18 protein-coding genes are annotated in these 19957 nt (G+C 41.5%); 15 read left to right on the top strand and 3 right to left on the bottom strand.

The window, feature by feature from the left end:
* Positions 1-107 precede the first annotated feature (107 nt).
* Together SPD53_RS07590 and SPD53_RS07585 are read left to right on the top strand one after the other, a co-directional pair.
* Positions 108-1502: a TldD/PmbA family protein gene (locus SPD53_RS07590; RefSeq protein WP_188856375.1), complete on the top strand. Its 1395-nt coding sequence runs from the start codon at positions 108-110 to the stop codon at positions 1500-1502.
* Positions 1503-2858: a TldD/PmbA family protein gene (locus SPD53_RS07585; protein WP_188856374.1), complete on the top strand. Its 1356-nt coding sequence runs from the start codon at positions 1503-1505 to the stop codon at positions 2856-2858. It begins immediately after the preceding gene.
* 70 nt (positions 2859-2928) lie between these two features.
* Here SPD53_RS07585 and SPD53_RS07580 read toward each other — a convergent pair whose 3' ends face one another.
* A complete protein-coding gene (locus tag SPD53_RS07580; RefSeq protein WP_188856373.1) occupies positions 2929-3597 on the bottom strand; it encodes an HAD family hydrolase in 669 nt (222 codons plus the stop codon).
* Positions 3598-3809: 212 nt separating this feature from the next.
* Here SPD53_RS07580 and SPD53_RS07575 point away from each other — a divergent pair, with 212 nt between their 5' ends.
* Both SPD53_RS07575 and SPD53_RS07570 read left to right on the top strand, forming a co-directional pair.
* Complete coding sequence (locus SPD53_RS07575) at positions 3810-5294, top strand: aldehyde dehydrogenase family protein (protein ID WP_336252149.1); 1485 nt, start codon at positions 3810-3812, stop codon at positions 5292-5294.
* Between the two features lie 33 nt (positions 5295-5327).
* A complete protein-coding gene (locus SPD53_RS07570) occupies positions 5328-6476 on the top strand; it encodes a saccharopine dehydrogenase family protein (RefSeq protein WP_336252148.1) in 1149 nt (382 codons plus the stop codon).
* Positions 6477-6566: 90 nt separating this feature from the next.
* Here SPD53_RS07570 and mreBH read toward each other — a convergent pair whose 3' ends face one another.
* On the bottom strand, positions 6567-7574 hold the full coding sequence (gene mreBH / locus SPD53_RS07565) for a rod-share determining protein MreBH (RefSeq protein ID WP_156856625.1): 1008 nt from the start codon (positions 7572-7574) through the stop codon (positions 6567-6569).
* Between the two features lie 438 nt (positions 7575-8012).
* On the opposite strand from mreBH, the gene SPD53_RS07560 reads away from it, so the two are divergent.
* The 4 genes from SPD53_RS07560 (at position 8013) to SPD53_RS07545 (ending at position 11709) form a co-directional block, all read left to right on the top strand.
* Complete coding sequence (locus SPD53_RS07560; RefSeq protein ID WP_336252147.1) at positions 8013-8882, top strand: CAP domain-containing protein; 870 nt, start codon at positions 8013-8015, stop codon at positions 8880-8882.
* A gap of 377 nt (positions 8883-9259) precedes the next feature.
* Entirely contained in the window at positions 9260-10255 is a 996-nt protein-coding gene (locus SPD53_RS07555; protein ID WP_188856462.1) for a glutaminase, read from the top strand.
* Between the two features lie 15 nt (positions 10256-10270).
* The gene (locus SPD53_RS07550; RefSeq protein WP_188856368.1) at positions 10271-10936 is read left to right on the top strand and encodes an SOS response-associated peptidase; all 666 of its coding nucleotides are present in this window, start codon (positions 10271-10273) and stop codon (positions 10934-10936) included.
* 89 nt (positions 10937-11025) lie between these two features.
* A complete protein-coding gene (locus tag SPD53_RS07545; RefSeq protein ID WP_188856367.1) occupies positions 11026-11709 on the top strand; it encodes a hypothetical protein in 684 nt (227 codons plus the stop codon).
* 103 nt (positions 11710-11812) lie between these two features.
* Here SPD53_RS07545 and SPD53_RS07540 read toward each other — a convergent pair whose 3' ends face one another.
* A complete protein-coding gene (locus tag SPD53_RS07540) occupies positions 11813-13171 on the bottom strand; it encodes an alanine/glycine:cation symporter family protein (protein ID WP_336252146.1) in 1359 nt (452 codons plus the stop codon).
* Between the two features lie 262 nt (positions 13172-13433).
* Between SPD53_RS07540 and SPD53_RS07535 the strand changes: the two genes are divergently transcribed.
* The 7 genes from SPD53_RS07535 (at position 13434) to pdaA (ending at position 19918) form a co-directional block, all read left to right on the top strand.
* Complete coding sequence (locus SPD53_RS07535; RefSeq protein ID WP_156856620.1) at positions 13434-13712, top strand: YtxH domain-containing protein; 279 nt, start codon at positions 13434-13436, stop codon at positions 13710-13712.
* A gap of 91 nt (positions 13713-13803) precedes the next feature.
* Positions 13804-14637, top strand: a complete 834-nt coding sequence (locus SPD53_RS07530) for a YihY/virulence factor BrkB family protein (protein WP_336252145.1) — start codon at positions 13804-13806, stop codon at positions 14635-14637.
* Positions 14638-14810: 173 nt separating this feature from the next.
* Positions 14811-15680 carry a transporter substrate-binding domain-containing protein gene (locus SPD53_RS07525; RefSeq protein WP_156856618.1) on the top strand — a complete coding sequence of 290 codons (870 nt, stop codon included), beginning with the start codon at positions 14811-14813 and terminating at the stop codon, positions 15678-15680.
* A 6-nt stretch (positions 15681-15686) separates the two neighbouring features.
* A complete protein-coding gene (locus tag SPD53_RS07520; protein ID WP_156856617.1) occupies positions 15687-16379 on the top strand; it encodes an amino acid ABC transporter permease in 693 nt (230 codons plus the stop codon).
* A gap of 339 nt (positions 16380-16718) precedes the next feature.
* Positions 16719-17513: a YfkD family protein gene (locus SPD53_RS07515; RefSeq protein ID WP_336252144.1), complete on the top strand. Its 795-nt coding sequence runs from the start codon at positions 16719-16721 to the stop codon at positions 17511-17513.
* A 171-nt stretch (positions 17514-17684) separates the two neighbouring features.
* The gene (locus SPD53_RS07510) at positions 17685-18998 is read left to right on the top strand and encodes a Na+/H+ antiporter family protein (RefSeq protein WP_336252143.1); all 1314 of its coding nucleotides are present in this window, start codon (positions 17685-17687) and stop codon (positions 18996-18998) included.
* Between the two features lie 128 nt (positions 18999-19126).
* A complete protein-coding gene (pdaA, locus tag SPD53_RS07505) occupies positions 19127-19918 on the top strand; it encodes a delta-lactam-biosynthetic de-N-acetylase (RefSeq protein ID WP_156856614.1) in 792 nt (263 codons plus the stop codon).
* The last annotated feature ends 39 nt before the right edge of the window (positions 19919-19957 follow it).

The raw sequence follows: 19957 nt of genomic DNA, 5'->3' as shown, positions 1-19957 counted from the left end.
AAACTTCAGACGTTAAAAATTCAACTTCATTTCCCTTTCCAGTCAAGCATTCATTGCAGTATAATAAGTGTATGTATTTTTAGAAAAGTTTAAAAAGGAGGAATCATATGCTTGATAAGACATTAGTTGAAAATGTAATTTCTGCCGCACTTACAACGGGTGGAGACTTTTCTGAAGTATTTGTGGAAGACCGCTTTACGAATAACATGCATCATCAAGGCGGGAAATTAGAAAAAAGCTTAGCTGGACGTGATTTTGGTGTGGGGATTCGGATTTTTAAAGGGCTTCAGAGTGTCTATGCATATACAAACGACTATTCCGAGGAAGGGCTTGTAAAAGCTGCAAAAACAGCAGCAAAAGCACTTCAAGGGGCGAACAGTAAAAAGGACATCATATTACCACTGGAAAAACAATCGTTTGAAACAGCACATCCGATTCAGTTGATGCCGAACAGTGTGGAGAAAAACCGTAAATTAGCTGTATTAAGGGATGCAAGTGAAATTGTAAGCAATTATGATCCAGCTATCGCTCAGGCAATTATCAGGTTGATCGACGAAGAACAACATGTATTAATCGCTAATTCAGAAGGGATTTTTGTAGAAGACAAACGAGTACGAAGCAGGATGGCGATTGCAGCTGTTGCAACGGACGGAACTGACATGCAGACAGGATTTTATGGGCCGGGTGCATATCAAGGGTTTGAATTCATCGAAGGACTGGATCTCAATCATTATGCAAAAGAAGCAGCCCGGATAGCTGTCACAATGCTTCATGCAGACCCTGCACCAAGCGGGAAATTCCCGGTTATTATCGATAATGAATTTGGCGGTGTTATTTTCCATGAAGCATGCGGTCATGGATTAGAGGCGGAAGCTGTTGCGAAAAATAATTCGGTATTTGCAGGTAAGATTGGTGAACAAGTTGCCTCAGACCTTGTTACATATATTGATGATGGTACGATACCGAATGAATGGGGATCCATTAATATCGATGATGAGGGGGAAAAGGCAAGAAAGAACGTACTGATTGAAAATGGAATTTTAAAAGGATATATGATTGATAAATTTAATGGCAGAAGAATGGAAGCGGAATCGACCGGTTCGGGACGAAGGGAGTCTTATAAATTCGCTCCAACGTCTCGAATGACGAATACGTATATCGCGCCAGGAGAGTCTACACCTGAAGAAATCATTGCAAATACGGAGCATGGCATCTATGCGAAATATATGGGTGGCGGCTCGGTCAATCCAGCAACGGGTGATTATAACTTTGCTGTAAATGAAGCATATATGGTGAAAAATGGAAAGATTGACAAGCCAATACGTGGAGCAACCTTGGTTGGAAATGGGGCAAAAACGATTCAAAAGGTAGATATGGTTGGCAATAACCTAGGCCATGGTGCCGGTATGTGCGGTGCATCAAGCGGAAGCATTCCAGTTAATGTTGGCCAGCCGATGCTACGCGTAAGTGAGATTACTGTCGGTGGAAGGGAGGCAAACTAAATGGATTTAACAACATTTCGCAAGCAGCTTTTTACAGAAGGTGAAAAATTAGGGTTTACAGATTTAGAATTATATTATGAGAAACAGGAAAAATTCTCTGTGAAAATCTTTAAAGGTGAAATAGACGGGTATGAATCATCGACTGTAAACGGTGTTTCTGTGCGTGGGCTCTACAACGGGCAGATGGGTTATGCCTATACTGAGAAGCTGGATGAGGATTCTATTGCCTTTTTATTAAAAAGTATTCAGGAAAATGCGCCGTTACTAGAAGGTGAGCCCGAAGAACTTTTTACAGGTGAAGGTGCAGATTACCAAAAGACAGATTATTACTCTACAGCATTACAACATGTAACAGCGGAAGAAAAAATTGCATTCCTAAAAGAAGTTGAAAAGAAAATTTATGCCTATGATCCCCGGGTTTCTCAAACGGATTACGCTGCGATACAGGATGAATCGATTGAAAAAGGATTGTTTAATAATAAGGGATTAACGCTACACGATCGAAATAATTTCTTATCCGTCATCTTTTCTGTCGTCGTAAAAGAGGGCGAGGAAATTAAGTCTGATTTGTATTTTAAAATAACAAAGGACTTTGCTGCACTAGATGCCGAAAAAATAGCGAAAGAAGCAGTTGAAAAGAGCTTAAGCCAGCTTGGTGAACAGGCTTATCCTAATAAAAATTATCCAGTCATTCTAAAAAATACTGCTGCAGCTTCACTCGTCGCAACCTTTGCATCCTCTTTCTCTGCAGAAGCGGTTCAAAAGGGCGAGTCAAGATTAAAAGGAAAGCTGGATGAAAAAATAGCATCAAAACAAGTTACATTATTGGATAATCCCTTTTTACCGGAGGGAACGCATAGTGGGAACTTTGATTCAGAAGGTGTGCCAACAAATGAACTGAACTTAGTAGAGAATGGGAAACTGGTATCCTTTTTCCATAATTTAAAAACAGCAAAAAAAGATGGTGTTAATTCTACAGGGCATGGGTATAAATCATCTTATAAAGAAACGATTGGTGTCAGTCCATCGAACTTGTATGTCGTGCCAACGGAAAAAATGTATGAAGCGTTATATGGAAATCTGGAAGAAGGTATCATCATAACTGATTTAGCCGGACTCCATTCTGGGGCCGATCCAATTTCTGGTGATTTCTCCCTTGCAGCTAATGGATTTTATGTAAAGAACGGAAAAATCATTGGCCCAACGACACTTATGACGGTTGCTGGAAACTTTTTTGAAGTTTTACAAGATATTGAAGAGGTCGGGGCGGATCTTGAATTTTCACCAATGAGTAGTTCTGGTTATATTGGATCCCCGTCCCTTAAACTTAAGGGCTTGGCAGTTACGTTTGATTAGGATGTGAAGAGGGAAAATGACCGCTCCATACGAGGCTGAAGTATGGACGGTCTTTCTCCTTTCTGTTCTATTAATTCTCTCCAAAAATCGGCCATTGTTTCGCTTTGGCCACTTCACGCATCCCATCCTTTGGGTTAACGATAATCGGTTTATCGACAAAATGGAGGAGGGGAATATCACTTTCACTATCTGCATATGCCCAAATCTCTGTTTCTTCGGGATCAAGTTGAAGTTTATCCAACCAATTGGCGACTGCTCGTACCTTTTCTTCTCCGTTAATGACAGGACCAGTTGCCCCAGTGCATCTTCCATCTTGATCAAAGAGCAATTCTGTACCGATTGTTGTAACGGTAAGCCCAAGTTTTTCAATCAATGCATCTAAAAATGGCTTTAATGCCCCGGATAAAATAATGACTTGTTTGCCGCTTTCTTGATGTTCTTTTATTTTATGTACAAGCGGTTCATTAATCTGATTTCTTCCAGCTGCAATCAACTCATCGAAAAAGCTAGCAAGCTCTTCTTCCGTTTTACCTTTGAAGGTTTTGGCGAACGCTTGGAAGAAATGAATCCGAAGCGCATGTTTTCCTCTTGTTATTCCTAGAAATAAGGCTTGGGCTGTGCCGATTAATACGGTTGCCAATTCCTTAATACCGAACTCTTTCCTTCCTGCCTGGAACATTAGTTTAAAAGAATCCCCTTGAAATAAAGTTCCGTCAAAGTCTACCGTAACAAGCTGCAACATTATTCCTCCCTTGAACTTGAATAAGCGTGATTTCCGTATATTTCCGTTAGGCTTATTGGTAATTTTACACAGGAAACAGGAAAAAGCAAAGAAATATCGAATATAGTATATAGGGTTGTAATCGCTTTCAGTTGAGGCTGCTAAAAAAACTAAAGTTTGAAGCATGCTTTCCTATTATAAAAGTAGAATATAGAAGGAGGTTTTTTAACATGGAAGAAAAAGTATTGCAAAATTATATTGCTGGTGAATGGGTAGATGCGGAGAATCGGACGTCTGTATTTAACCCCGCAACAGGTGAGGAAATCGCCCAAGTGCCTCTGTCGGAAAAAATAGACGTTGACGAAGCGGTAGCAGCAGCGAAACTCGCCCAGAAAAAATGGGCGCTCGTCCCAGCACCACAGCGAGCCGAGATTCTTTACCGGGTCGGTTCACTCATGAAGGAGAAAAAGGAGCACCTCTCCCGTCTCCTTACAATGGAAAATGGTAAGGTGCTGGAAGAGGCAAGAGGAGAAGTCCAAGAGGGAATTGATATGGCGTTTTATATGGCGGGGGAGGGAAGACGATTATTCGGTCAAACGACCCCAGCGGAATTGCCGGATAAATTCGCGATGAGCGAGCGGGCGCCAATAGGTGTTGTAGGCATTATTACGCCGTGGAATTTTCCGATTGCGATTGCGACATGGAAGTCCTTTCCGGCGATTGTCGCAGGAAATGCCGTCGTCTGGAAACCGGCAACAGAGACACCAATCATGGCTTATGAACTGGCGAATATTTTTGATGAGGCTGGGTTACCTAAAGGGGTGATCAATGTTGTGTTTGGGACAGGTCGTACAGTTGGGGATGCAATGGTGCATCATGAAGATATCCGGGTGATTTCCTTTACGGGATCGAATGAGGTTGGTCGTAATATCGCTGTTGATTGTGGAAGGCAACTAAAGAAAGTGTCTCTTGAAATGGGCGGAAAGAATGCGGTTATTGTGATGGATGATGCCGATCTTGATTTAGCAGTTGAAGGGGTCGTTTGGAGTGCATTTGGGACAAGTGGCCAGCGCTGTACAGCATGCAGTCGGGTTATTGTCCATGAAGCGGTGAAGGAAGAATTTGAAACACGCCTTTTAAAGGCGATGAAAGGTTTGACGATTGGTGACGGTTTGGAAGAGGGTATTAAAGTCGGACCGATTATTAATCAAGCAGGTCTTGAAAAGATTGAGCGTTATATCGAGATTGGAAAAGAAGAAGGGGCGAGGTTACTCGCTGGCGGGCGCGTACTTACAGGGAATTCCTATACGAAAGGATATTATTTTGAACCGACATTATTTACAGATGCTACTAGTTCGATGCGCATTGCCCAGGAAGAAATATTTGGACCGGTTGTTTCCATTATACCTGTAAAAAGTTTTGCGGAAGCGATTGAGGTGAATAATGGGGTAACGTACGGGCTATCAAGTTCAATTTTCACTCAGGATGTTAATCGAGTCTTCCAGGCGAAGCGGGATTTGGATACAGGAATTGTTTACGTGAACGCAGGAACAACAGGTGCTGAAATTCATTTACCGTTTGGGGGAACAAAAGGAACGGGGAATGGTCACCGTGATTCTGGTGTCCAGGCTTTAGATGTATTTACCGAATGGAAAGCGGTCTATGTTGATTACAGCGGGAAATTGCAGCGTGCCCAAATTGATGTGGAAGAATGATAGTTTATAACACCTACAAACGGGGGGATGCAGATGAAAATCGGTGTTCTTGGTTCTGGATTGATGGGGACAGAAGCAGCAAGGGATTTAGTGAACAATAAAGACGTACAAGTTGTAGGACTTGCGGATGTTGATTCGGGGAAGCTGAAGCGAGCGGAGCAAACAATTGATTCGAAAAAACTTGCTACGGCTAAGGTTGATGCAAGTGACTCCGGTGAATTAGGCAAGTTTATGAAGCGGTTTGATGTCGTCATTAATGCGCTTTTTTATTCCTTTAATGAAATGGTTGCCAAGACGGGAATAGATGTTGGTACACATGTGGTAGATTTAGGTGGGCACATTGGCGGGATGACAGACCGGGTTTTAAGTTTAGATGACAAGGCGAAGAGTAAAGGAGTTACAATTATTCCTGACCTAGGTGTCGCGCCAGGGATGATTAATATTCTTACGGGCTACGGGGCAAGCAAACTTGACCAACTTAAGGAAATTAAGCTTTACGTGGGCGGGATTCCAGTTCGTCCCGAGCCGCCACTTGGATACAATCATGTATTCTCGATGGAGGGAGTTTTTGACCATTATACAGATCCGTCACTCATTATCCGTGATGGAGAGCAAAAATTAATCCCTTCCTTATCAGAAGTGGAGGAAATATATTTTGAAAAGTTCGGTCCATTAGAAGCATTTCATACGTCAGGGGGAACTTCGACGTTAACCCAGTCGTATTCGGATGTGCAGACATTGGAGTATAAGACGATTCGCTATCCTGGTCATGCGGAAAAGTTCAAATTACTCGTTGACTTGAATTTGACAAAAAAAGATATGGAAGTGGAAGTAGAAGGGAAAAAGGTGAATCCGCGCAAAGTTGTCTTACAAGCGATTGATCCAATTGTGGATCTTCGGGACAAGGAGGATGCGGTGTTACTCCGGGTTGCCGTTACTGGAATGAAAAAAGGGGAGCCGCGAACGTATCAGTATGAAATGCAGACGTTCAAGGATACGAGCAGAAATATAACCGCGATGGCACGGGTGACAGCAAGTACGATCTCGATTGTCGCTCAGCTAATCGCTGCAGGAACGATTGCAAAGAGGGGAGTCTATCCGCCTGAGCGTGCAGTCCCTGGTGAAGTGTATATTGCTGCGTTAAAAGAAAGAGGGATAGAAATAAAGGAAATGCTCCTTTAAGTAATAGAATGAAAAAGCCTTCCAAGCGTAATCTGCTCGGAAGGCTTTTTATTTTTCGAGTGGGACAAATGCTCTGACCCCCATGTCCCGTTATTTTGCTGCTTTTTGTAGTTTGTTGATGATTTTTAGGGATTTGCCTGTGCCGATTGCGACTGCTTCAAGCGGGTTTGGTGCCATGTGTACTGGGACATTCAGTTCGCTTGCAAGCCATTCTTTCATACCCTGCAGCAAGGATCCTCCGCCTGTTAAAACAACGCCGTGATCGACAATATCTCCACTTAACTCCGGTGGACAGTTTTCAAGTGTAGCCTTCACTGCATCAAGAATTTTAAGGAGTGGCTCTTTAATCGCCTCATGAATCTCGGTTGACGTAATATCAATTGTTTTCGGCAAGCCTGTCACCATATCCCGGCCGCGGATACTCATCATGTCCTCTTTATGGTTCGGATGAGCATAGCCGATTTCCATTTTAATATTCTCGGCTGTCCGTTCCCCGATTAAAACATTATAGGTTTTCCGGATATAATGAATGATTTCTTCATCTAAATTATCTCCTCCGACCCGAATCGAGTTCGAGGAAACGACTCCACCAAAGGAAATAATCCCGACCTCCGAAGTACCTCCGCCGATATCAACGACAACACTTGCAAGTGGTTCGTCTACTGGGAGGTCCGCCCCGATTGCGGCTGCAACTGGTTCTTCAATTAAGTGTACTGTTTTTGCGCCGAAGCTTGTGATTGCATTATGAATTGCTCGTCTCTCAACAGCAGTGCTGCCTGCTGGTGTACAGACGACAACAGTTGGCTTCCGCATGGAGACGCCGATTTTCTTACTTACTTTCTTTAATAATACTTTAAGCATCTGGGCGGTAACATCATAATCAGCAATGACTCCGTCCCGGAGCGGGCGAATTGGGATTATGTTTTTCGGTGTTTTCCCGATCATTTCTTTCGCTTCTGTACCAACTGCAACAACATCTTTAGTATTCACATCAATCGCTACAACAGACGGCTCATTTAAAACGACACCTTTTGTTTTTGAATAAATAAGGATATTTGCGGTTCCTAAGTCAATTCCAATTTCTGCATTTGAAAACATGTTAAATCCTCCAATGTGTAATTTCATCTATTCTTGTTGAATTAATCAATACATTAATGAGATAGTCCTCTTGCAATTATAAACTGCCTCTCTTTAACGTAAAACAGCTTAGGGGGGGAAATCAAGTAACATTTCAATTACATTTTCTCATATCTTGTAATAAAAAATCATCTTTTTTGTAATAAAAAGTCGATATTTGGAGGGTGTCAAGGGTGTATTTCTAGCAAAAATTGCCATAGCACTTAGCAATTTCCTTTATTCCAATTTTTATACGGACTCTAAAACGATAGGAATCTTATGTTTTTCGCAAATTCTATAACCTCTAGTAAAATGGAAGAATCAATTGGAAATCTCTCCCGTAAATATTACAAAAAAGCTGTGATATGATGATTTTGCAAGCAAGGCAACACAAAAATAAACATACAAGGAGAGGTAAACATGCTTCGCAAAATAACAATCATTACTGCAGCAACTGCAATCTTGACATTTGGAGGTGGTGCGTTCACATCTACTGCAGATGCCAAGTCTGTTGAGCAGCAGTCACCATATAAAATCCATTACACTATTAATGGAGAGTCAGGAAGCCTAACACAGGAAGAAGTTTCTAATCTATTAAATAAAGCTTTCGATAAAGTTCAAGCGAAATGTCTTACAAACTTCGATTGGGAGCGAATTGAGAAACTCATTGGAGTAGGGAAACAAGAAATAGAGAAAGAACAAGTTGAAGTGGAAGAACCTGCTAAAGAAGCAGAGCAGCCGGAACAAGAACAGCCAGTTGAAAAGAATAAAGAAGTAAGTAAGCCACAAGAGAAGGCACCGGTCCAAGAACAACCGGAAACACCTGAGGCACCAAATGCGACACCACAACCGCAACCAGAGCAGCCGCAGGAGTCCCAGCAGCCAGCAGAGGAAGCAGGACAGCAAAATGAATTAAGTGAATTTGAAGCTAAGGTCGTTGAACTTACAAACGCAGAACGGGCAAAACAAGGACTTGCACCGTTACAAATCGATAATGAACTAAGTAAGGTAGCTCGCGACAAATCAAAAGACATGGCTACAAATGGTTACTTCGATCATAATAGCCCTGTCCACGGTTCACCATTTGATATGATGAAGAACTATGGCATCAACTATAACGCAGCTGGAGAGAACATCGCTCAAGGTCAGCGTTCACCAGAAGAAGTAGTAAATGCTTGGATGAACAGCCCCGGCCACCGCGAAAACATTATGAACAGCAGCTTCACCCACATTGGAGTTGGCTTTGTTGAGCAAGGAAACCACTGGACACAGATGTTTATTGGTAAATAACATAAGAGGAAAAATGAGGAGGCTGGATGCAGTCTCCTCTTTTCTTTGTCTTAAATGATGGAAACTTGCTACAATAGAGGTAAAATTGTCGCAATGTATCTGTCTGTTTCACTCCCGCATTTAGAGGAACTAAGGTGTTGGAGCCGGACGTGACTAGCCCTGGATACTTATTACAGCATTTTTATTTTATACTTATCTTTTAAAAAAGGTCAAAAAACGAAGCGGGAGATTAACAAATAGTAACGACCTGATTCGTTCAACTAATAATCAGTGGGGAAGGAAAAAAGCACCCCACTGCCTGAAATTTTGCTTTATGCTAAATGATGGAGACTTTTGCAGCAGATCGCGTAAAATATAGTAAAGAAGAGGTGATGGTGATGGTGCAAGGTTCTACAAATCTAAATACAGAGCTGACCCAGGAATGGCTGCAGAATTATGTCGACGACTGGGTTAAATTTTACCGGAAACATACAACGGACGGTAAACTTGCTTCCTATATTCCACAGTTAGAAAAAGCAGATCCAAATGCCCTAGGAATCGTTATTATCGGTAATAATGGAATGACCATACAATCGGGAGATATCGATACAACATTTTCTATCCAAAGTGTTTCGAAGGTCTTTGCTTTTATTGTTGCCTGCATGCAACGTGGTATGTCTTATGTACTGAACCGGGTGGATGTGGAGCCGACGGGGGAGGCATTTAACTCTATTATGCACTTGGAAATGAAAAAAATCGAAAAACCATTCAATCCACTAGTGAATGCTGGTGCAATTACGGTTACTTCTTTACTGGAAGGCAAAACGTCAGATGAAAAGTTGGAAGGTATTTTTCAACTGTTTGAAAAAATTCTTGGCCACCGTCCGGAATTGGATATTGAAGTGTACGAATCTGAACGGGAAACGTCAATTCGCAATCGGGCCATTGGTTATTTCCTATTAGAAACCGGTGTACTTGAATCGGATTTGGAAATAACATTGGAAACGTATTTTAAGCAATGTTCGATTGAAGTGTCAGCGGAAGACCTTGCAAGATTAGGACTGATTCTCGCTAATGACGGTATAGATAGGATGACTGGGGAAGAAGTAATTCCAACGCAAATAGCAAGACTGGCAAAAGTGTTAATGCTTACTTGTGGAATGTACGATGCATCTGGAAAATTTGCTGCCTATGTTGGGATTCCTGCAAAAAGTGGTGTCTCGGGTGGTATAATGGCTACAGTACCACCGCGGGCAAGGGATGAGTTACTGCCATTTATGGATGGCTGCGGAATCGGGGTATATGGTCCAGCTCTCGATAAACAGGGAAATAGTACCGCGGGTATCCGCTTGTTGCGCCATATTGCGAGCCACTGGGATTTGAGTATATTTTAAGGAGAGGATCTCTATATGTGCGGCAGATATACACTACTAGGGGATCAATTGGAGCTTCTAGATGAATTTGCATTGGAACAACCGATAGATGATTTTCATGAAAGTTATAATGTAGCACCAGGTCAACAAGTGCTCGCAATTATCCATGACGGAAAGAGAAAGCGGGCCGGCTATTTACGCTGGGGACTTGTACCTTCTTGGGCAGATGACCCGAAGATTGGTTATAAAATGATTAATGCAAGAAGTGAAACAGCTCATGTGAAACCGAGTTTTAAACAGTTGATGGCGAAAAGACGTTGTTTGATCATTGCGGATAGTTTTTATGAGTGGAAACAAACGGACAAGGAGAAAATTCCGCAACGGATTCAAGTGGAAAATAGGAAGTTCTTTGCTTTTGCCGGGCTTTGGGATAAATGGACACAAGGTGACGAGACGTTATTTACTTGTACAATTTTAACAAAGGATTCCCATGGATTCATGAAGGATATCCATCACCGAATGCCAATCATTCTACCGAAACATGCAGAAGATGAATGGGTTCAGCCGGTGCAATTCGCTCCCTCCCAAGTAAGTGAACTTTTAAAACAATTTGAAGACCCAACACTCACAGCCTACCCCGTCTCCACCTACGTTAACTCCGCCAAAAACAACGACCAACAATGCATTGCGTCATTAGCTTAGTGGGACATGGGGTCAGAGCATTTGTCCCATTCCGAACTGGGACAAATGCTCTGCCCCCCATTAGTACATATGGTATGGAGGTGTATAGATTGAGGAGTCGAAATTTATTCTGGATTGGTTTATGTCTGCTCTTACTCGCTGCTTGCGGGAATAACGAAGATACAGTTGCAGCTAAACATAATACGAATGATGAAATCGATCAGCAAATACAAGAAAAGCTTCCTATCGATTGGGTAATCGAGGAAGATGAAGAAGAGACGATTGAAGAGGAGAAGAAGGCGAAAAGTGCTTCTATTACAACTGAGATGGAAGAGAATTCGGCTTCAGATACAGAGGAAGATGACACGACACCAGAGGACGAGAAGACGGATTCACTCGCATCTTACACGAATGAAGAGATTGAATATGCACGCATTTGGTTGCAACTTGGACCGGATCATGAGATCGATGAATTAAACGTCCGCCATATTGCAGAAGGGGAACCACTTAATCCAAATTGGGAATCAAGTGCTACTTATCCGGAAGATGTCATTCAGTTGACGGGTAGTCGCTTAGTTGACGGTTCAATAACTTATAGCGGAAATGGCGATGGCACGATTAATCGCTACTATGTTCCGTTACGCTGGGAAACGAACATTCCAAATGATTTTAGTGAAGAAGATATAAAGATTTTCACGGAGTCGTTTATCACAACTACAAAATTAATCACCATCGATCCAGCAGAAGGGCAAGAAGTCATCTCCCTCATTGAAAAAATAAACTATGGTTCTTAAAAGCCAGATAGAGGGGCGGAACCACAATTTCGGTTTAACATGAAATGGCAATTCCATCAGATGGTCATACGGATGGAATTGCCATTTTTTAAATTAACACTTATTAAGAAACTTTTGCCCTTTTCTCTGCTGCCTTTTCTTCTTTCGCAACTTTGAGGAATCGTTTCGTCTCGTATGCAACTACCCCAGACAATCCAAGCAGTCCTATCAAGTTAGGAATAGCCATCAGTGCATTGAAGATATCCGAGAAAAGCCAAACGATATCAATTAGCGTAATGGAACCGAAAAGTACGACAAAAACCCATACCGTGCGATAGATCGTGATGGCCTTTGTACTTTTAAAGAGATAGTTAAAGCATTTCTCACCGTAATAAGACCAGCCAATCAGTGTGGAGTAAGCAAATAAAATTGTTGCGATACCAACGATATACATGCCAGGCGTCCCGAGAAAGACGGCAAAAGATTCACTTGTTAGAGCACCGCCATCAATCCCTGTCTGATGCAAGTCAGCCATAACAATTGTAATTCCAGTAATACTACAAACGATAATCGTATCGATAAATACTTGTGTCATAGAAACAAGTCCTTGTCTACCCGCATAATCGGTCTTGGCTGCAGCAGCTGCTATCGGTGCAGAACCAAGGCCTGCTTCGTTGGAGAAAATACCCCGGGCAACACCATAGCGGATCACCGTACCTAAAATACCTCCTCCAATCGCATTTGCCGTAAAGGCATCGGTTAAAATGATATTGAAAGCAGTTGGTACTAAATCAACGTTCAGAATCATAATAATTAAACCGCCAAAAACATAAAATACAGCCATAACCGGTACAAGGTAAGCTGTTACTCGTCCAATGCTTTTAATCCCGCCAAGAATAACAATCGCAGTAATAATAAAAAGAACAATACCAGTAACCCATGTCGGGATATTAAAAGTGTTTGAAGCAGCAGCTGAAACGGAATTCGCTTGAACCATGTTTCCGATACCAAACGCAGCGATTGAACCGAAAATTGCAAATAAAATTGCAAGCCACTTGGCATTTAATCCACGTTCTAAGTAATACATCGGACCACCGGCCATTTCACCTTTCGCATCTTTCACCCGATACTTTACTGCAAGAACCGCTTCCGCATACTTAGTAGCCATCCCAAAAATCGCCATAACCCACATCCAAAATACAGCTCCGGGTCCACCCGCGATAACTGCTGTGGCAACTCCAACGATATTTCCTGTTCCTACCGTTGCCGCCATTGCAGTTGTTAATGCTTGATAATGGGTGATATCCCCTTCAGATAATTTGTCTTGCTTCCTACGGCTAAAAGCATTAATTAAAGCAGTCGGCAGTGCTGTAATCTGGACAAATCCAAGTCTAAAGGTGAGGTAGAGCCCTGTACCAACAATGAGAATCAAGAGAGGCGGTCCCCATACAAAACCACTTACCTTGTCTAGAAAATCTACCATTTCATCATCCCCCTATCCTTTTTGTAATTCAATTTATACTATCTAATATTCCGAATATTTATAAATAAGTCAAGACTTTTTTGAATTTTTATTTTAAATTTTATAATGGTGTAATAAAACGGTGTAGTAAAACGAAGAACTTCGATAAAAAAACAGAGATTATTACAGCTTTCATTGATTCATCTAAATTAATTCGCTTATAATATAAGATAATGATAGAACATGGTATGATAGAAAAAGAATTGGAAAAGGAGAGAACAAAATGGGACAAAAGAAATTAATCGCTGGCGTTGTAGCAGGAGCGTTACTTGGTGCCCTCGCAATGCAATTTGATAAGGATGCACGCAACTATACGAAAACCTGTCTGAACAAATTAAAAGACAACTCAGGTGACCTGTTAAGCAATCCGACGGAAACGGTGCATAAATTACGTGATTCATTCGATAAATTGAATGCGAATATTTCTGTTGGGGCTGAAAATACGATCAATGCGCTTGAGCAAGTAGAATCCACACTTGACCGCTTAGTTAGTAAAAAATAATACGATTACGGAAAATAAAGAACATAGAAGGAATACCCCATCTCAAATCTTGTGATGGGGTCATTGTCTTTTATCGGTGGAGGATAAGAAATTGAAAAATCTCATCCCAGTTTTAAAAGAATTTTATGCACGAATGGAGAAAGTCGACGTTTTTGGCTTGGCGGCACAGCTGGCTTATTTTTTCCTTTTGTCGCTTTTTCCCTTTCTGTTGTTTTTATTTAACTTAATCGGTTATTTCTCTTTGGACGAAGAGGTTATTTTACAAACCATTGTCAATTATGCTCCACCACAAGTATATGATTTAATCGAGTCAAATATTGAATCAATGCTGCAAATTCAAAGTGGTGGCCTCCTATCCGTAGGAATCATCGGTACACTCTGGGCAGCTTCTAACGGGGTAAATGCAGTCCGGAAAGCATTGAACCGCGCTTATGAGATAAAACCGAAGAGAATATTCATCATCTACCGTCTCTTATCCATACTGCTTACCATTGGGATGTTTTTTGTCGTCATTGTTGCATTATTATTACCGGTGTTTGGAAAGATGATCGGAGAATATTTCTTCTCTTGGTTCGGTTTTTCAGCTGAGTTCTTGCAAATATGGGAGACGTTTCGTTGGGTGACTTCTTCTATCATCTTTTTTATTGCCCTTGTTGCACTGTATCGGCTTACTCCAAATCGGAGGGTGTACTTTAGGCATATTGTTTGGGGAGCGCTATTTTCCACGGTCGGCTTCCAATTGGTATCTTGGGCTTTTTCCTTTTATGTAGGAACACTTGGGAATTATTCAACAACCTATGGAAGTCTAGGAACAGTTATTGTACTTATGATCTGGTTTTATTTATTTGGAATGATTGTGCTGATTGGTGGAGTATTAAATGCTTCTCTGCATGAGCAGGCATGGAGCAAAAAGACGTTCGAATGAGGCGGTTAGGAGTCTGACTGCCTTATTTTAATGTGTAGACTGTTTGCACTATATTAATCGCCAACTATAACAGACTTTACTCCTGAATATTTAAATAGGTTACATATCTGTTGTAAAAGAAGGAAATGTGTTACAATCAAAAATGAAAAAACATTATAACAGGAGGGGTATATGTGAAGCGATTCGTATTATTGTTGGCTATTGGTTTGATCACTCTCTTAGCCGCGTGTGGCGGAGATGATAAAGAAAGCACTTCTGCGGGCGTTTCAGAATCTGAGGTGACGGATGAAGTTTGGGAGAAGATTCAGGATGAAGGTGTTTTGACAGTTGGCACTGCAGGAACGCTCTATCCATCGACTTATTATCCAGAAGACTCAGATGAACTGACGGGTTATGAAGTAGAAATCCAGAGGGAAATCGCCAATCGGTTAGGTGTTGATATCGAATTTGAAGTCATGGGATTTGATGCAATTCTTACAGCACTTGATTCAGGACGTATTGATATGACGGCGATGGGACTTCGCGGGGAGAGAAAAGAAAAGTTCTCTTACACACAACCGATTAAATATTCTTATGCAACGATGATCGTTCGTAAAGATGATCACTCGGGCATTAACAGTCTGGAAGACCTCGAAGGAAAAATTGCCGGGGGGGCTGCTACAACGGTATATAGTGAAATCGCTGAGAAATTTGGGGCAGAAGTAAAAACATACGGAAACGCGACTAATGATGCTTATTTAAGAGACGTACATAATGGTAGAACAGACGTCGTTATTAATGATTATTATTTACAAAGTCTTGCAATCCAGGCATTTCCTGAGTTTAATATTGAGCTCCATCCGGATTTAAAATTCCACACATCAACAGCAAGCATTGTTATGCCGAAACACGCAGATAAGCTGCATCAAGAGGTAGAACAAATAGTTGCGGACATGCTAGAAGATGGAACTTTAAAGAAAATATCAGAAGAGTTTTTTGATGGACAAGATGTGTCTGTAGAGCCGGAAGAAGATATTATAGAAATTGAAGGTATAGCGAAATAAGTAGGGATGCTCATGTTTGAAATAGATTATATCCAATTGAGTAGTTTATTTGACCTCGAATTGGCGCTTGAAAGCTTGCCTTTCTTGTTAAAAGGTGTGCCGATGACATTGTATCTCTCCGTGCTTGGCATGGTGTTCGGTCTCGTGCTTGGTTTCTTTCTAGCCCTTGGAAGGGGTTCTGAAAGATTTATTTTAAGATTCCCATCAAGAGTTTATATTTCATTTATACGCGGGACTCCAATGATCGTTTTTCTTTTTATTCTTTATTTTGGATTGCCTGTAATCGGAATCGAGCTTTCTGCATTTACGGCAGCAGTACTTGCATTCGGTCTGAATAGTGCGGCATATATAGCTGAAATTAATCGTTCCGCGTTAAATAGTATTGATGTTGGGCAATGGGAATCAGCAAAAGCGCTCAATATCCCTTACTGGACGACGATGAGGAAAATCATTTTGCCACAGGCGGTGAGGATTGCAATTCCGCCGTTATCGAACGTATTCTTAAGTATCGTAAAAGGAACTTCGCTTGCCGCGATGATTACGGTGCCTGAACTATTTCAGAAAGCTCAGATTATAGCTGGAAGAACGTTCGACTCGATGACAATGTATATATTAGTTGCTTTAATTTACTGGCCGATATGCGGACTAATATCTGTTCTTCAAGATCGTCTCGAAGACAGGTTTAGTGAATATCTATAAAAAAGTGAAACTTCATTCAGTGGGGTATCCTTACCTCCCCACTGAATGTTAGTTGAACCGAATTAGGGATTTACGGCTGTATATCCCCACCTTCACATATTGGGAGCATATCAAATTGAGGTGTGTGGACTTTTTTTACTTTCTAATGATACCCAGCTTACTACAAAAACTTGACTTACTGTTGCTTTCCTTCCCTATCGAAGAGTAAGGCACTGACAATGCGAATGAAAACATGCGGGCCTCTACAAGAACGAACGGATCCGCATATTTTTTGTGCTGCCCGCGCGTATATTTTTCCATGAAGCGAAAAAACTATAGGAAAAGAAAGGATGGAGGTCCATGAACATTAAGCGTTTATCCGGTATGATTGCTGCATTTTTCATCCTGCTTACATTTCCTGTAGTATTTTTTGCTGAGGAAAAAAAAGAAACGGAAGAAAATTTTGAAATACCGAGTCATGTATTAGATATATCAAAGGAAAACACGGTGCAAAGTGACGATTCCGATAATGAAGTCGTTGAGCCGAGCAAGGAGACGAAGGAACTTCTGGACAGTGCCTCTGTTGCAATTGAAAACTCGGAGTTGATTCAACAGCTGAATGAGACAAGTATCGATCCGTCTCCAATTGGTTTCGGGTATCGTGGAGAGATTTATCTTGGGCGCTGGCCATTAAAGTACGAATCATTGGAAACAGGAGTGAATTGGGAATACCAGGCTATTAATAAAAATGAGTTCCAAAACGGTCCCGATGGTCAGCAGGAGATGAACTATATTCAACAGGAACATAAGGAAATTAAAGGAATGCTCACGAATAAGATTGCTAATGCAGAAACGGTAAGGAAAATGTTACTGCAAAAAGCGAAAGATAAAACCAAGCTTCCTCTTTCCTATGAAGTGGAGATAGGGCGGAATACAAAAATGGCTCATGGTTATCCTGTTCCTCCAGAAAAATTAGGAATTCTTGAAGCGTATACACCAGCTGTTCATGAAAAGGGCCGGGTAACTTTCGGAGAAGTATATATCCAATTAAAGGGAACAAAAAAACAACTAACAATTAAAAATGTAACAAAACAGGGAATCGGAGCATGGATTCCTGTCCAAAACCACCTATCCTATTCCTTCCAAGTGAAGTAAACAGGCGGGACACGGGGGTCAGAGGCAATGTCCCAATGAAGTGGGACATTGCCTCTGACCCCCGTGTCCCGTTTCTCTTTTAAAAAACTGTTGCTTTTTTATCTTTAATGCTTTATTATGATGAAGTATTAAAGTGGTGAAAGAGTAAAGATTTTAAGGGGGAAGAAATAGGTGGAATGGGTTGTTCTTGTTTCCGTTCTTGTGCTGACTATCCTCAGCTTATTACGACTTAACGTTGTGTTAGCGCTGATTGCAGCTGGAATTGTTGCAGGCGTCATGTCAGGACTTTCATTTGTAGATACGATTGATTTACTTGTAAGTGGAATGGGTGGTCAGGCGAATACGGCTTTAAGTTATATTTTATTAGGAGCGTTCGCGATTGCTATTAGTTATACGGGAATAACAGGCTTTCTCGTGAATTTTGTAATCAATAAATTGTCTGGGAAGAGAGCGACGATTTTGCTTGTTATCGCTGGAATCGCTTGTCTATCTCAAAACGCGATTCCTGTGCATATCGCATTTATTCCCATTTTAATCCCACCGCTTCTGAAGTTGTTTAACAAGATGCGGATTGATCGCCGGGCTGTTGCTACAGCACTGACATTTGGGTTAAAAGCGCCGTATGTAATGCTTCCGTTAGGCTTTGGCGCTATTTTCCACGGTATCATTGTTGATGGCTTAGCGGAGAGTGGCATTGAGTTAACTGCATGGGACACAGCATTTGCTATGTTAATTCCTGGACTTGGAATGGTAGTTGGACTATTTGTCGCAATCTTTATTACGTACCGGAAAGAAAGAGACCCGGTGAAAGGATCTGGAGGGAGTGGCACTATAAATGTTGAGACGATAGGTGAAGAGGACCTTACCTTCAATAAGAAACATTTATTTACGATCTTCGCAATTGTAGCGGCTTTAGTCGTCCAAATTATAACACAAAATTTAATCCTTGGTGCGTTAGCTGGGCTGCTCGTTATGTTTGCCTTTCTCGTTGTTCCCTACCGGAATCTGGATAAAATTATGGCTGACGGGATTGGACTAATGGGAATGATTGCCTTTATTATGCTTGTTGCTTCCGGTTACGGAACAGTTTTACGCGAAACTGGAGCAGTCGATGCATTAGTTGAGGCATCTGCTGGTTTTATTGGCGATAATCAGGCTGTCATTGCATTTATTCTTTTATTAGTAGGACTTCTTGTAACTATGGGAATCGGTTCTTCGTTCGGTACGATTCCGATTTTAGTTGCTTTATATGTTCCAATATGTGTAGCGGCAGGATTTTCGCCATTAGCAATCGCTACACTAATCGGAACGGCAGGTGCTCTTGGTGACGCAGGATCACCAGCTTCTGACAGTACCCTTGGACCGACATCCGGTTTAAATGCGGATGGCAATCATAACCATATCTGGGATACAGTTGTACCAACATTCATCCACTACAACATCCCACTGATCATATTCGGCTGGATTGCAGCAATGATCCTGTAGTTTTTTCGGGACACGGGGGTCAGAGCATTTGTCCCGCACGAAGTGGGACAAATGCTCTGACCCCAACTGTCCCACTTCCGCATAATTTCGTCCTTACAGGTTATGCTAGGAAAAAAAGGGTGTTGTTGATGAAGCGTTTGTTAGGGTTTTGTTTCATTTTTGCACTGCTTCTTGGATTCAGTTTAGAGAATGAAGTTGATGCAAAGGGTTATGGCTGGGGCTATAAAAAAGGTCAGGGCGGAGAAATACCGGAAATCGGCTCCTATAATCCGCTTTTACAGGAATATGGCGCATATTTCGCCGATCAATCTGGCGGGAAATATATTTATTTAACGTTCGATAATGGCTATGAGGAAGGGTACACCCCGCAAATTTTAGACGTATTGAAAAAGGAAAATGTTCCAGCTACCTTCTTTGTCACCGGACATTATGTTGAGACCGCCCCTGAATTAGTAAAACGGATGGTTGATGAAGGGCATATTATTGGAAATCATTCCTATCATCATCCTGATTTCTCCATTTTAACGAAAGAAGCTATGCAAAAAGAACTTGAAGACTTGGCGGAAAAAGTGGGAGAAGTTTCCGATCAAAAAGATTTGAAATATCTACGCCCCCCAAGAGGCATTTTCAGTGAGCAGACATTGGAATGGGCAAATGAATTAGGTTACATTCATATCTTTTGGTCGCTTGCATTTAAAGACTGGGAGACATCCAATCAGAAAGGCTGGCGTTATGCGTATGAAGAAGTGATGGAACAAATCCATCCAGGTGCAATAGTTTTACTTCATACAGTTTCTAAAGACAATGCTGAAGCGCTTGCTGCATTGATAACGGATTTAAAAGAGGAAGGATATCAATTTAAAAGTCTTGACGACCTTGTCCTCCGCGATCATATACCAGAGGTTATTTATGGCTATTAAGCATAAGAAAAATCGGGAAGCAGAACTACAGCTGCTTCT

This window comes from Oceanobacillus sp. MO10714A (assembly GCF_037072045.1).
In the GTDB taxonomy this organism is placed as follows: Bacteria; Bacillota; Bacilli; order Bacillales; family Amphibacillaceae; genus Oceanobacillus; species Oceanobacillus indicireducens.
This window is presented reverse-complemented; position numbering and strand designations above follow the sequence as displayed.

Coding starts and splice junctions, on each gene's coding strand:
- SPD53_RS07590 (WP_188856375.1), top strand. CDS start 108: ATGCTTGATAAGACATTAGTTGAAAATGTAATTTCTGCCGCACTTACA.
- SPD53_RS07585 (WP_188856374.1), top strand. CDS start 1,503: ATGGATTTAACAACATTTCGCAAGCAGCTTTTTACAGAAGGTGAAAAA.
- SPD53_RS07575 (WP_336252149.1), top strand. CDS start 3,810: ATGGAAGAAAAAGTATTGCAAAATTATATTGCTGGTGAATGGGTAGAT.
- SPD53_RS07570 (WP_336252148.1), top strand. CDS start 5,328: ATGAAAATCGGTGTTCTTGGTTCTGGATTGATGGGGACAGAAGCAGCA.
- mreBH (WP_156856625.1), bottom strand. CDS start 7,574: ATGTTTTCAAATGCAGAAATTGGAATTGACTTAGGAACCGCAAATATC.
- SPD53_RS07560 (WP_336252147.1), top strand. CDS start 8,013: ATGCTTCGCAAAATAACAATCATTACTGCAGCAACTGCAATCTTGACA.
- SPD53_RS07555 (WP_188856462.1), top strand. CDS start 9,260: ATGGTGCAAGGTTCTACAAATCTAAATACAGAGCTGACCCAGGAATGG.
- SPD53_RS07550 (WP_188856368.1), top strand. CDS start 10,271: ATGTGCGGCAGATATACACTACTAGGGGATCAATTGGAGCTTCTAGAT.
- SPD53_RS07540 (WP_336252146.1), bottom strand. CDS start 13,171: ATGGTAGATTTTCTAGACAAGGTAAGTGGTTTTGTATGGGGACCGCCT.
- SPD53_RS07535 (WP_156856620.1), top strand. CDS start 13,434: ATGGGACAAAAGAAATTAATCGCTGGCGTTGTAGCAGGAGCGTTACTT.
- SPD53_RS07520 (WP_156856617.1), top strand. CDS start 15,687: ATGCTCATGTTTGAAATAGATTATATCCAATTGAGTAGTTTATTTGAC.
- SPD53_RS07515 (WP_336252144.1), top strand. CDS start 16,719: ATGAACATTAAGCGTTTATCCGGTATGATTGCTGCATTTTTCATCCTG.
- pdaA (WP_156856614.1), top strand. CDS start 19,127: ATGAAGCGTTTGTTAGGGTTTTGTTTCATTTTTGCACTGCTTCTTGGA.